General features: G+C 44.0%; 8 protein-coding genes. 6 read left to right on the top strand and 2 right to left on the bottom strand.

The window, feature by feature from the left end; genetic code table 11:
* Positions 1 to 218 precede the first annotated feature (218 nt).
* From ABWW54_RS02335 to ABWW54_RS02315, 5 genes are all read left to right on the top strand, one after another.
* Positions 219 to 3,059: a TonB-dependent receptor plug domain-containing protein gene (locus tag ABWW54_RS02335; RefSeq protein WP_353409703.1), complete on the top strand. Its 2,841-nt coding sequence runs from the start codon at positions 219 to 221 to the stop codon at positions 3,057 to 3,059.
* A gap of 655 nt (positions 3,060 to 3,714) precedes the next feature.
* Positions 3,715 to 6,537, top strand: coding sequence for a TonB-dependent receptor plug domain-containing protein (locus ABWW54_RS02330; protein ID WP_353409701.1), 2,823 nt, complete (start codon positions 3,715 to 3,717; stop codon positions 6,535 to 6,537).
* Positions 6,538 to 6,682: 145 nt separating this feature from the next.
* The gene (locus ABWW54_RS02325) at positions 6,683 to 8,503 is read left to right on the top strand and encodes a 2OG-Fe(II) oxygenase family protein (RefSeq protein WP_353409699.1); all 1,821 of its coding nucleotides are present in this window, start codon (positions 6,683 to 6,685) and stop codon (positions 8,501 to 8,503) included.
* 2 nt (positions 8,504 to 8,505) lie between these two features.
* The gene (locus ABWW54_RS02320; RefSeq protein WP_353409697.1) at positions 8,506 to 9,420 is read left to right on the top strand and encodes a class I SAM-dependent methyltransferase; all 915 of its coding nucleotides are present in this window, start codon (positions 8,506 to 8,508) and stop codon (positions 9,418 to 9,420) included.
* 25 nt (positions 9,421 to 9,445) lie between these two features.
* A complete protein-coding gene (locus ABWW54_RS02315) occupies positions 9,446 to 11,308 on the top strand; it encodes a tetratricopeptide repeat-containing sulfotransferase family protein (RefSeq protein ID WP_353409695.1) in 1,863 nt (620 codons plus the stop codon).
* A gap of 3 nt (positions 11,309 to 11,311) precedes the next feature.
* Here the strand turns inward: ABWW54_RS02315 and ABWW54_RS02310 are convergent, their stop codons facing one another.
* Both ABWW54_RS02310 and ABWW54_RS02305 read right to left on the bottom strand, forming a co-directional pair.
* The gene (locus tag ABWW54_RS02310; protein WP_353409693.1) at positions 11,312 to 12,508 is read right to left on the bottom strand and encodes an aspartyl/asparaginyl beta-hydroxylase domain-containing protein; all 1,197 of its coding nucleotides are present in this window, start codon (positions 12,506 to 12,508) and stop codon (positions 11,312 to 11,314) included.
* Positions 12,508 to 13,290, bottom strand: a complete 783-nt coding sequence (locus ABWW54_RS02305; protein WP_353409691.1) for a 2OG-Fe(II) oxygenase — start codon at positions 13,288 to 13,290, stop codon at positions 12,508 to 12,510. Before ABWW54_RS02305 ends, ABWW54_RS02310 begins: the two co-directional genes overlap by 1 nt.
* A gap of 147 nt (positions 13,291 to 13,437) precedes the next feature.
* Between ABWW54_RS02305 and ABWW54_RS02300 the strand changes: the two genes are divergently transcribed.
* Entirely contained in the window at positions 13,438 to 13,821 is a 384-nt protein-coding gene (locus ABWW54_RS02300) for an EF-hand domain-containing protein (protein ID WP_353409689.1), read from the top strand.
* Positions 13,822 to 13,827 lie beyond the last annotated feature (6 nt).

Raw genomic sequence — 13,827 nt, 5'->3', positions numbered from 1 at the left:
TCTTACGTTACATCTACGCATAGTCGCCTCAAGATGTCCATTGTCACGATTCCGACGATGGTTATCACCGTGTCAGAATTGCTAGAAATTGATCGCCTTGAGAAGCGATAAGCCTACTACATTTATTTACTATTTATTCAGATCTTAGCGGTAGGCGGGATTTGTAGCGCGTTCTGTATCACAACAACCCCTATTATTAAACTTAGAGGAAGAGTGGTATGAGTATAAAAAAAGAAAAATTTGCGTTGAGAAAAAGCGCTATTGCACTAGCCGTGGTGTCAGCCACCGCTATGTCAGCAGGATTCAGTAGTGTAGCGTATGCACAAACTGATGCAGTTCAAGAGTTAGACGAAGTGATTGTTACCGGTTCACGTATTAAGCGCCCAGACTTATCTGCGGTTAGCCCAGTGGCTGTCGTTGATGCAGAAGAGTTTACGATCTCAGGTAACCTAAATATTGAGCAAAAACTAGCTGAGCTTCCACAGACGCTTCCGTCTTTCGGGCCAAGTTCAAATAATCCAGGTGATGGTACAGCGCGCGTGGATTTGCGTGGCCTTGGAACTGCCAGAACCTTAGTGTTGGTCAATGGCAGACGTTATATGCCGTCTACACAGACTGGTGTGGTTGACTTAAATACCATTCCGGGTACGTTGATCAAACAGGTTGATATCACGACTGGTGGTGCTTCCGCAGTATATGGCTCGGATGCGTTGGCGGGCGTTGTTAACTTTCAGCTAGTCGATGATTTTGAGGGTGTTGAGGTATCGACGCTTTATGACGTGACAGAAGAAGGCGACGGTGAAAAATTTAATTTAGATTTGACCATGGGTGGCAATTTCGATAATGGTCGTGGTAATGCTGTTGTCTACACCTCTTATTCACGCAGGGATTCTGTGTTTCAAGGTGATCGCGATTTTTCAAACGTCGCTTTACGAGAAAACGGAACAAACACTGGCTTGGTGCCAGGCGGTTCGATCACAGTTCCTTCTGGTCTGATTGAAGGCGGTCCAACTCTACCTAATGGCGATACTTTAGGTTTCTTCTTAGATGGCGGGGATGCTCGCGGGTTTACGAACGCGGATAGATTTAACTACGCACCTGATAATTTTCTACAACTTCCCCAAGAGCGTTTCTTGATTAGTGGGATGGCGCACTTCGATATCAATGAGAAAATGCGCGCGTATTCAGAGGTAGCCTTTGCACGTAATCAAGTTGATGCTGAATTAGCGCCAACACCGGCTGGTCCGACAAATGTAGTGTTGAATCCTGATAGTGCGTTTTTCTCACCGGCGGTTCAACAGGCACTTAATACAATCCGTACGGATACCAATGGCGATGGCGTTGTTAATGGCGAAGACAACGTAACAGTTTCTCGTGTTAGACGTCGATTAGTTGAGAATGGGCCTCGACAAAATATGGATACTCGTACTGGTAACCGCATCTTGGTTGGTTTAAAAGGCGATCTTAGCGAAAACTGGTCGTACGACGCTTTCTATAGCCGATCAGAGCTGGATCGTATAAACGTATTGAATAATGATGCTGCGGCATCACGGTTTCGCCAAGCTATTCTGGTAACAGATGATGGAACCGCTTGTCAGAATCCTTCGGGAGGGTGCGTGCCTCTTAATGTTTTCGGTGCGGGAAATATTTCAGAAGCCGCTGCTAACTTCATTAAGGTGGGTGCCACCAACGTAACTAATATTCAACAACAAGTATTGCAGGCGTCGGTGTCTGGTACGTTAGGAACCGTTGGATCTGCATCAGCACCTGTTGGATTGGTGGTTGGTGCGGAGTATCGAGAAGATGAGTCTGAGTTTCGACCTGATGCGTTTCTCTCAAGTGGCGATGTTCTTGGCTTTAATGCAGGGCAATCCACGAAAGGTGGATTTGATGTGACTGAGCTCTTTACTGAGATATCGGTACCTATCACTGATCAGTTTGAGATGTGGGGAGCGGGTCGTTACTCAGACTATTCTACTATTGGTGGTGTGGGCTCTTTCGCGACAGCTCTTAAATTCAAGCCCACCGATAAGCTGGATTTCCGCATTGGCTACCAGCAGGCGGTTCGTGCGCCAAATGTAAACGAGTTGTTTCTTGGTTCCAGCAATGGTTTTCCAAGCGCGACTGACCCGTGTTCGGTTGGTGGCTTCAATCCAGGTACAACTGATGCTGCTTTATGTGCTGCGACCGGAGTGCCAGCTGCGCTGGTTGGAAACTTCACGCAATCCAACGCCCAGATTGAGGGTAGATTCGGTGGAAATTCACAGTTAATAGAAGAGAGCTCCGATACGTTTACGGTAGGTATGGTATTTCAGCCTAACGAAAACTGGGATATCACTCTAGACTATTACAAGATAGAAATTGAAGATGCAATTAGTGTGCTTGGTGGTAGCGTAAATAACGTACTTGATATCTGTTACAACCAAGTTCAAGACGCATCATCTGCCTTTTGTCAGGCGATTACGCGAACTGGCGACGGTAATGTAAATATTGTGAGTGTACTAAACGAAAATATCTCAGATATAAGCACTTCTGGAATAGATTTTAATGTCAATTATGCTCAAAACTACGATTGGGGCATAAATGGAGAAGGTTCTACTCTTTCTTGGTCATTTCGCTCTACGTATCTCCTAGAGTCTGATTTGACTCCTGTAGCCGAATTAGACACGGTGAACGAATGCGCTGGAAATTTCGGCAATACATGTGGAACAGCTCAGAGTGAATTGGTGTTCAATTCGCGTGTTACATGGTCTTCTGGACCTTGGAGTGTCTCTTCACTTTTACGTTACCTGAGTTCTGTTGATGATGATCGTATAGAAAACAACAATATTGATCCAAACACCCTGGTTGTGCCTGAAATTGACGATGAGTTCTACTTAGATCTGAGTGCGTCGTATAGGTTCAGTGATGACTTTAAAGTTAATTTCGGAATCAAGAATGTTCTCGATACGGAGCCAACGGCATTGGGTGGTCAGCAAGAGCAGGCTAATACATTCCCATCTGTCTATGACTTGCTTGGACCTCGCGTTTTCCTAAGTGGCTCATATCGCTTTCGCTAAGTGAGCCTTTGAGCGCTGTAATTTACAGTGCGAAAGAACGATGGGACCTAACCGTCCCATCGTTCATTTTTTAACCAAAAGTTTGAACTTAAACAGAATTAGATATTAGAGGCCAAAACTAAAGAAAACCCAGGTATCTTCGGCTCAAAACAATACTCTCTTTGATATTATGTATCCTAGATGACTTCATGTTATTCACCAGCCGAATATTTTGTAAAACCGAAACTAATATAGGAGTATTAGCCTTGAAATAATTGTCTTAAAACACACTCAATTTACTCATACAGCACATAATTCTAAATAATTTAACAAAACCGCATAATGCGTGGAAACCTGAGTTTTTAACAAAATTACACAGGTTGTCTTATTTACAGTTCTGTAATAAGCTCGTCACAAATTAGGAGTGATCGGGTTATTCCACGTCTTGATGACGCCTAGTTAAGTAGCTTTTGCCTTCAATTTGATGGTTGAAAAACCGTCATGTGGGGGCGCTTCGTGTTTATGAGTTAGATCAAATCTCTTTTGATTCAACGCAACCTTATTTAGGTAAAACGGATAATGTTGTGTGGAGTTTAAATGGTGATGGCTTGCTCCTTGCCCGAGGTGCTGCGACCGCTTATCACAATAAACCCTAAATTAATTAGAGGAAGAGTGTATGAATTACAATAACACATTCAAGAAGAGTGCCATTGCACTTGCTGTTACTTCAGCAACTGTACTTTCTGGCGGCTTCTCTGGTGTTGCTTTCGCGCAAGCAGACGAGCAAGAGCTAGACGAAGTAATCGTTACCGGGTCGCGTATTAAGCGTCCGGATCTAACTGCTGTATCACCAGTAGCCGTTGTTTCTGGCGAAGAGTTCACCATTTCTGGTAACTTGAATATTGAGCAAAAGCTTGCTGAATTGCCACAAACACTACCTTCATTTGGCCCAAGTTCAAACAACCCTGGTGACGGAACTGCGCGAGTTGACTTGCGTGGTCTGGGTTCATCACGTACGTTGGTGTTGGTTAATGGCCGTCGCTACATCCCAGCTACTCAAGCTGGCGTAGTTGATTTGAACAGCATTCCAGGCACACTCATTAAGCAAGTAGACGTGCTTACTGGTGGTGCATCGGCTGTATACGGTTCTGACGCACTTGCTGGTGTTGTGAACTTCCAGCTTGTTGATGATTTCGAAGGCGTTGAAGTAACAACATTGTATGATGTTACTGAAGAAGGCGACGGCGAAAAATTCAACGTTGACTTAACCATGGGCGGCAACTTCGACAATGGTCGTGGTAATGCTGTTATCTACACTTCTTACTCTCGTCGTGATTCTGTATTCCAAGGCGATCGTGAGTTCTCAAACGTAGCTCTTACTGAAAGCGGCGGCGTGTTGGTTCCTGGTGGTTCATCAGGTATCCCTGGTACTCGTGTATTCGGTGGCCCAACTCTGCCAAACGGTCAAAACTTAGGCCGATTCTTACCAGATGGTTCTGGCGCACCTTTCACTGGCGCTGATCGTTTCAACTACGCGCCTGATAACTACTTGCAATTGCCGCAAGAGCGTTACTTGGTGACTGGTATGGCTCACTATGACTTGACTGAAAAAGTTCAAGCATACTCTGAGTTGACTTACGTTCGTAACCAAGTAGACCAAGAGTTGGCGCCAACTCCTGCTTTCGTTGGAACACTAGAAGTTAACCCTGATAGCCCGTTTTTCGCACCAGACGTACAACAAGCTCTAAACGGCATTCGCTCTGACACAAATGGCGATGGCGTAGTGAATGGCAGCGACAATGCGTTCCTACCGTTCATCGGTCGTCGTATGGTTGAAAACGGTTCACGTCAATCACTTGATACACGTACAGGTAACCGAATCTTGGTTGGGTTGCGTGGTGATTTGAACGAAACTTGGTCTTATGACGCTTATTATAGTCGTTCACAACTAGATCAAATTAACGTTCTTAATAATGACGTTTCTGAGTCACGTTTCCGTCAAGCGGTATTGGTAGACGATTCTGGTGCAGCTTGTCAAAATGCATCTAACGGCTGTCAACCATTGAACATCTTTGGTGCTGGCAACATTTCTGACGCCGCTATTGGTTTCATCAACATTGGTGCAACTAACATTACTGACATCGTTCAAAGCGTTGCTCAGGCTTCAGTTTCTGGAACATTGGGAACTGTAGGCGCAGCGTCGCAACCAGTAGGTTTGGTTCTTGGTGTTGAGTATCGTAAAGATGAGTCATCGTTCCGTCCAGATAGCTTCTTGTCTGGTGGTGATGTACTTGGTTTCAACGCTGGTAACCCAACTGTTGGTTCTTTTGACGTAACTGAGTTGTTTACTGAGGTATCTGTACCTGTACACGACAAAGTTGAGTTATGGGGTGCTGGACGTTACTCTGATTACTCTAATATCGGTGGTGTAGGTTCTTTTGCTGCGGCATTGAAATTGAAGCCAACCGACAAGTTAGACATCAACATCGGTTACCAACAAGCGGTACGTGCTCCTAACGTAGCAGAACTGTTTAATGGCGGTGGTAATGGTTTCCCAACAGCGACTGACCCATGTTCAGTAGCTGGTTTTATTCCAGGCACGACTGATGCGGCACTTTGTGCGGCGACCGGTGTACCTGCAGCGTTGGTGGGTAACTTCACACAAGCAAACTCACAAATCGAAGGACAATTTGGTGGTAACGAAAACCTCCAAGAAGAATCTTCTGATACGTTTACAGTTCGTGTGATCTATCAACCGAATGAGAACTGGGACCTTAGCTTAGACTATTACAATATCGAAATCGAAGACTCAATCAGCGTATTGGGTGGCGGTGTAGATAACGTACTAGACATTTGTTACAACCAAGTTCGTGACGCCAGCTCTCCTTTCTGTCAAGCGGTTTCACGTCGAGCTGACGGTAACGTTGGTTTGGTTCGTGTATTGAACGAAAACATTGCTGCAACTGATACTTCAGGTGTGGATTTCAACGTTAACTATGCTCAAAACTTTGATTTTGGTATCGGTGGCGAAGGATCAACTCTATCTTGGGGCCTACGTGGTACTTACTTGTTAGACTTCGACGTTACTCCAGTTGCTGAGTTGGGTGATACTAACTTCTGTGCTGGTAACTTCGGTAACACATGTGGTGCACCATTCAACGAAATCGTGATCAACTCTCGTGTAACTTGGGCTTCAGGTCCTTGGAGCTTCTCTTCGTTGCTTCGTTACTTGAGTTCGGCTGATGATGACAGCATTGAAAATGATGGTGTTGCAGCTTCAAGTCTTGTTGTACCAGAAATCGATGACGAGTTTTACTTAGATCTAAGTGCGTCATACCGATTCTCTGATGACTTCACAGTCAACTTTGGTATCAACAACATTCTTGACACAGAGCCAACTCGAGTTGGTGACGTTCAAGAACAAGCGAATACGTTCCCGTCAACGTATGACTTGCTTGGTCCACGTGTTTTCTTAAGCGGATCATATCGTTTCCGCTAGTAGAAAATACTAGACGCAAAATAAGAACGGCGAGCTTTTAGCTCGCCGTTTTTTATTCTGAAATAGACTCTTTAATATTTGTATTGAGTGTGGACAACACTATACTCATAGTGTCCTCGTTTTATCGCTTACAACGACTCATACTATGCAAAATAAATTGCACAAGCTTCAGTCAGAACTAAATTCCGCGTATCAGCACCTTAAGCAAGGAACAGATCCTGGAGTGATTATTAAGAGATTGACTCAGCTCTTAAGAAAGTGGTCGAATCAGCCGGATATAGTGCATCTATTGGCATTGGCGTATAAGCAAGATGGAGACTTCAAAAACGCTGAGCAAAAATTTAAACTCGCTTTGAGCATTGATTCCAAGAACCCACAAATACTGAACAACTTAGCAAACTTGTATAAGGAAACATCTCGTTTTACCGTTGCGATTGAATATTACAAAAGGGCATTGATACAACAACCGGGTTTTAACGAAGCAAGGAAAAATTTGGGCCTTTGTTATCATGAAATGGCGGACTACTCTAGCGCCATAAATGCGTTGCAATCTATAGCGCCAGCTGACGCATCTTCATTGACGGCGTTGGCGAATTCGATCAGAGAAAGCGGTGATTTTCAAAAGGCGGACAATGTGTATGATCACGTTTTGCAGTCAAACCCAGACTACGTTAATGCTTGGTACAATCGCGGAGTTAACTATCATCGACATAGTGATTTAAATAAGGCAAAAAGTTGTTATCTCAATGCGCTAAAAATCGATAAGACACTGGATGTGGGCGCCGTGAGTTTGAGCTTATTGTTAAAAGAAGACGGCAATTTAAATGGCGCAATTGAGGTGCTTGAAGAGGCAGTAAAGCATGTACCTAACTCCGCAAAATTGGTCTCTACACTTAATGAAATGCTGTGGGAGTCTGGTAACTTTGAAGCATTCACACGCAATATAAACACGAGCCTTTCTCTAGGTCAGAAGGACCTCGATATTCAAATAGTATCAATCGGCCAATTGATAAACGCAGGTCTATTTGATGACGCGCTTCGCTATACTGATGACGCATTAACGGTTTTTGGCCCGCTACCTCAGTTGGTTTTGTATCGAGGACAATTATTGGCGGAAGCAACCGAGTTCGACGCGGCGTATAACTTCTACGAAAAATCGTTAGATAAGAGATTTGACCGCGCCATAGCCACCGAACAAATAAAACTTTCGATTATTCTAGAACGCTATGAACGAGCGCAATTTTATTTGGATTCTTTATTAGAATCAGATTCACATTGTCAACTTACTTGGGCTCTTCAGAGCTTAGTCTGGAAGTTTACAAACTTCGAACGGTATGAGTGGTTGAACCGAGGAGGTGAGTACATACGCAGCTTCAAATTACAAACTCCTAATGGATACAGCTCGGCCGATTCTTTTCTTAACGAATTACGAGATGTGTTGTTGAAGTTACATCAGACTTCGAGTGCACCATTGGAACAAACATTGCGTAATGGTACTCAAACCGCGGCCAAGTTATTTGAACGCAACGACCCCATTATTTCGCAGTTCAAACGGGGTGTGCAAGACATCGTTCAATCTTACGTAGACTTGCTAAAAAGGGAAGAAGGTCACCCTTTTTTGAGTCGCAAGTCTTCAGCGTTTTCAATATCCGGATCATGGTCTGTTAAATTAAAAACAGATGGTTTTCATGTAAATCACGTGCACCCGGCAGGCTGGATTAGCTCTTCTAGTTACATTCATTTACCACAGTCTGGTGAAGGGAATTTAGACGATCAGGCGGGCGCTATTAAGTTCGGAGAGAGCCCCTTGTCGCTAGGTGAGCGAGAGACGATAGATAAAGTTATTCAACCTGAACCGGGAATGATTGTACTATTCCCCTCCTTTACATGGCATGGAACCGTGCCGTTCACCGGTAGTGAAACGCAATATCGACTCACAGCGCCGTTCGATGTATTACCGAGTTAATAATGACTGAAACTAGTGCTGCATGGAGTACATACTGGGAGTCTGCGAATCTTCACAGTTGCTTGGCTAGTGGTGGTGGAGATGACCAACGGCTGCTTGAACGGCAATGGCAGGCTTTTGCTTTGCAATTACCAGATGGAGCTAAGGTGCTTGATTTGGCAACGGGAAATGGCGCGGTGCCACATTCATTGCTTACTTATAACGATGAGTTGAATGTGAGTGCAGTTGATTATTCGGACATTCAACCTCACAAATTGTTTACGCAGACGCCTGTGCTCAAAAGGGTGTCGTTTTATCCAAAGACAGATATTACATGTTTGCCTAATAGTAAAATCCCCGCACAAAGCTTTGATGCTCTTACGAGCCAGTTTGGTATAGAGTACGCGGGATTGCAGCGAGTCCTTGAGAGGTGTCTTGGTTTAGTGAGAGAAGGAGGGCGTGTTAAGTTTATTGTTCATCACGCACACAGCGAACTGCTTGCATCCTCAAGACGTAAATTGAGTGAACTGACTCACTTGTTGTCAACGGAAGGTCTTGTACGCAACGTAGTTATGTGGAGTAAAGGAAAGCTTGATTATCAAGAACTTGAGCGTGCAGGAAAGAATAATGTAGATCATTGCCCTCATCGTAGTCGGGCAATTTCGGGACAGGTTTTCGATGGAATAAATCAGATAATTAACTTGGCAGAAAGTGATCCGGCACGTGGTATTTTGTTAGCAGAGTCCATGCAAAAAAGAATGAATGCTGAGAAACAAAGGCTTCATCAACTTGACGCTGCCGCCATTACAGAAGATGAAATAATTGCACTAGAATTGCTATTTACTGAAGCTGGCTTTGGTAAAATAAAGACCAATACGATTGAACTCGAGCCACAAGGGTATTTACTTGCTTGGAATTTCGAGGCTGAAAAACAATAACTAATTTACCAACAAGGAGCCTACCTTGTCTGACACTATTTCCAGCTTGATTGAACAAGCTAATGTAGCGCTGCAAAACAATGATTTTGAACTCGCTGACGCTCGATTTAACCAAGTCTTAGAGGAGAAAGCTGAGCAAGTCGACGCTCTTTTCGGACTGGGGTCTTTGCGTATACAGCAAGGCGAATTTGAAGCGGCTAACAAATATTTAAGTTTAGCTGGACAGCTTGAGCCAAACGCGGCCGATATCGCTCTGAACAATGGGTACGCATTGGCAAAGCTTGGGCAGCGAAATGCGAGCTTAAAAGAGTTGCAACGAGCAACCAAGTTTTGCGGGAATGACTTTGTATTATGTGGTGCTATTGCTGAGATATTCGTCAGTCTCAATGAAGCCGACGGCGCGCTACAAGTCTTAGAACGCTTAGAGGCATTGACGCCTCAAGATCAGATTATAATGGCACGTGCCTATGGATTGAAAAATCAATGGTCAGAGGCTGTTCGTGTGTTGTATCGTCTGTCTGAAGATCTTCCAGAAGACGCAACGGTGCTTTCGGAACTGGCGACCGCAGCTGCCACTATGCGAGATTATCGAATCGCAATTGAGGCATTTGAAAAATTACTTAAAGTAATTAATCCAAGTTCATGGGACTACGTTAAGTTTGCGGACCTTCTCCTGTTGGCGCAGCAAACAGAGCGTTCACAACAGGCCATTAAATTAGCAGAGGACGCAGGTGAAACATCGCCTGATTTGCTAATCATTAAAGCCAAGCTACAGCGCCTTGATGCAGATTACACTGGTGCGCAGACGAGCATTCAGAAAGTAATTGGTTTAATGCCGTTAAATGGCCAAGCGTGGTACATGAGGGCTGAGTTAGCAGACGATTCCGAGTTGGATGCCGGTTTAGCGGAATTAGAGGAGGCAATGCAAGATGAAAGTGCTTTTTTGGCCTTACCGTATCACCAACAATCTTTGCTCTTTTTTGCTTCAGCAAAATATGCAGACCGAATTGGTAACTATGAAATTGCCGCTCACAGCCTTAGAGAAGCGAACAATATTCGTATGGAAGAACAGAAACGAACTCGTTCGGTCTACGATAGTGAATTGGCGGAAGAGAGAGTTGAGCGAATCAAGAATAATTTCAATTTAACCGTGGCTGAAAAGCGGGGCGCGAAATCCGATAAGACGATTAATTTGAGGCCCATATTTATTGTTGGAATGCCACGAAGTGGGACAACCTTAGTGGAGAAAATCCTGAGTCGGCATAAAGATGTCCAGGCCCTCGGGGAGCAAGAATCAATGATGTCGATAGCCTCGGATTATTGGTTTTATCAAAGTGCTGGGCAGATGCCTAAGCCAGAGGGGCTTGAAGTAGATCAATGGCAGGCGATGAGGCAGGCCTATCTGGATAAAATAGTTGATCTAAGTAAGCCAGTGTTTACGGATAAGTTACCTAGTAACTATGAGAATGTGGGGCTAATTTTAAAGTTGTTTCCTGAGGCCCGAATCGTTCAGTTGCATCGTGATCCTAAGGATACGGCTCTTTCAGTATACGAAAATCCATTTCCTCTCGGGCATCAATACGCAAGTTGGTTGATGGATACCATCCACGCGACTGAAATGGCAGAAAAGCTAATGTCCCATTGGACAGGATTCCATTCTCCGCAAATTTTGGATGTTAATTATGAGGACCTTGTTAATAATCCGGAATATATAAGTGAAAAAATATTGAGTTTTTGTGAGCTAGAATGGAGTCAAGATGTATTGAAGCCAAAAGATGGCGATGCACTTGCTTTTACGTTTAGCGAACTTCAAGCCAGACGACCGATTACCAGTAATCGAATAGGGCGGTGGCAGAACTACGCAAATTACTTTCCAGAGTTTGAGTGATAATTAGGGTGTTGGCAGAGCGTCAAATATTACCTCTTGACGCTTGTCTAACCATTTGCCTCTTTCAATGAAAGAGGCTTGAATGGCTTCTTTATCCTGCGCATTCAAATCAGGGTGCCATACTGAAAATAGCAAAATTGTCCGTTCGCTCATGCTGGGGTTGTGGGCAGAGTGCAAAAAACTATCGTCAAATATTAAAAGCTCATTGTCTTGCCAATATCGTTTTTCGCCACTTACTTCTAAATAGGCATCAGAGGGAGCGTCTACCGTAAGATGAACGGTTAAGCTGTGGTTTGATTGTCCAAAATGTGGTGCGATGTGTTGATTGGGTTTTAGTTGCGAGAAAAAAGCTTCGAAGGGTGTTTCTGTTAAGCCATAAGTTGGCATTTTTTTAATGGAGTTATTTGTTAAATCAAATAACGATATTGCTTTCTCGCAAGGAATGCCATCACGGTATAAGTCAATCGCTGACCAACTATTGGAACCTGCCAGGCTTTTCAAAGGCCCGCTGCTGATTGAATTCTGCGCGAGATATGGACGAGAGAGTTCCGTTAATAAGTTAGAGCTCTGGACATTCTTCAACTCTTCTCGAATGGAGTCTGAAGATGACAATAGTTCGTCTTTCCAACTGAACTCTTCGGGGTCGTAGTAGGGCTGTTTGCGAACGCCATTTAAGCGAAACAATTCAGGGGAAAAATCACTGTTTGGTGGACCGCCTTGCAGGCGCCTATCCGGTCTGAGAGAGGAAAGTCTTACCCATTCTCCATTTGAGGCCGTCATCGACTTTGATGAAACTTGTCGATGGTGGGACTGTAAAAAATCATAGAGCAGCGCGCGACCATGATCTATCCGTCGCCAAGTTTCGTGGCTGGACTGAGTATGCTCTGATTGCAGAAAGCGTTCAGGTTGCATGTCAAATGCGATTGAGTATGCTGCGGCTGCTTCGGGAGTACGACCTTTGTTTGATAGCCAAAACCCAGCATAAATATAAGCGATGGCCAAATTAGGCGCCAAACTTAGGCACTTCCGGTGCGCTATCCCTGCATGACGATCATTTCCTGCTTGTTCTTCTAATAACGAAAGTCGGTGCCAGGTTTCGATATCATTAGGGGTGCTTTCAAGGTGACTCCTAAGCAAGGTGATAGTGCCAGCTACATCGCCGTTCAAATACAATTTCTCGGCTTTTCGAAGGGAGTCCATTAGGCGTCGTCTAAATCAGGTCGAGATATCGTCGGATCATCTCTGAGCCATCCGGTGATAGAATAGCGGCCCTTAGGGGCGTAGGGAGCGATGAAATTCACACGGTGTAACGCAGGAACCTCAAATACCGTCAGCGTGTTAAAACCGGGATACCAAGTCTCTGAGCTAGAGAAATTCGCACCAGTGTAGAAACTTGTATTACCTCCCCAATTTACAGACCAGTTTTTTGTAAATCCCAACACGATTGCATAACGTCTTATACTTTGATCGTTAATGTCATTTGAATAACTAATGTCATCATGAAGGTTTAAGAAATGCCCACCTTCGTAAAGGCTCGCTTGAGGGTCAACTTTCACTAAGCTGTTGTGGTTAGTAAGTTGGCGGGCAAATTTAATAAATTCCGTACCATTCAAAAAACTAGCTATATGAAAAAGCATTGATTTGTCAGTGATGGTGCCAGCATTTATCCCATTGATAATCGGGAAAAATTTATACATAAATTGGTATTCTTGTGCCGCTCTGGAATACACATCTTGTTTTAGAGTATCGTACTCAGCATCACTTAATTTGTTCAGCTCCTCATTGGACATCGTTGTGGGCTTGCTCTCTTTATCGGTGTAAGCAAGCTGCCAGGCAGTATATTGTTTTAGAGTTTCAGATATCGCTTCGGCTGAATCATCAGTCAGTACATTTTCAATTCGCACTTTCTTGTGCACAGAAAGCTCATTCGCGAGTGATGTTAACTCAAGTTCAGGGTTGAGCTCTAACGGTGTTATCTGCATGTCATTATTTCGATTTATTCGTTCTTATAGAGCTTCTATTTTCGTCTTTTATCACGGTACAGGCAAATAATCGGTGTAAATATAGAAGGGTTTTTGAGAGTTGCTCGTATTACTAAAACACAAAGTAACTTGAAACTAGGAACAGACATGAAATTGAAATACATTATGATGAGCTCATTACTATTAAGCTCTGTGGCAATTGTTGGTAGTAGCGTCGCTGATGACGAAGCGGCGACTGATTTGCGCAGCGAAAAACGAGAACTTAAGCGTCAATACCGAGATGATATGCGAGAGCTGAGAAGCGAGAGCAAAGCGAAGCGAATGCTTGTCAAGGTTGATACCAATAAAGATGGTCAAGTCGATTTGAATGAATATCTCGCACATGCTCAAGAACGTTTCAATAAACTTGATATTGATGACAACGGTTTTATCAATCAAGAAGAAGCAAAGGAGTCTATGAAACGGATGAGGAAAGAACATAAAGAAAGGCGTAAGGAAATGCGTGCTAAACGCCAGGAAACTGAAGGGTAGTCGTTG

Source organism: Arenicella sp. 4NH20-0111 (genome assembly GCF_040366405.1).
Lineage (GTDB): Bacteria > Pseudomonadota > Gammaproteobacteria > Arenicellales > Arenicellaceae > Arenicella.
This window is presented reverse-complemented; position numbering and strand designations above follow the sequence as displayed.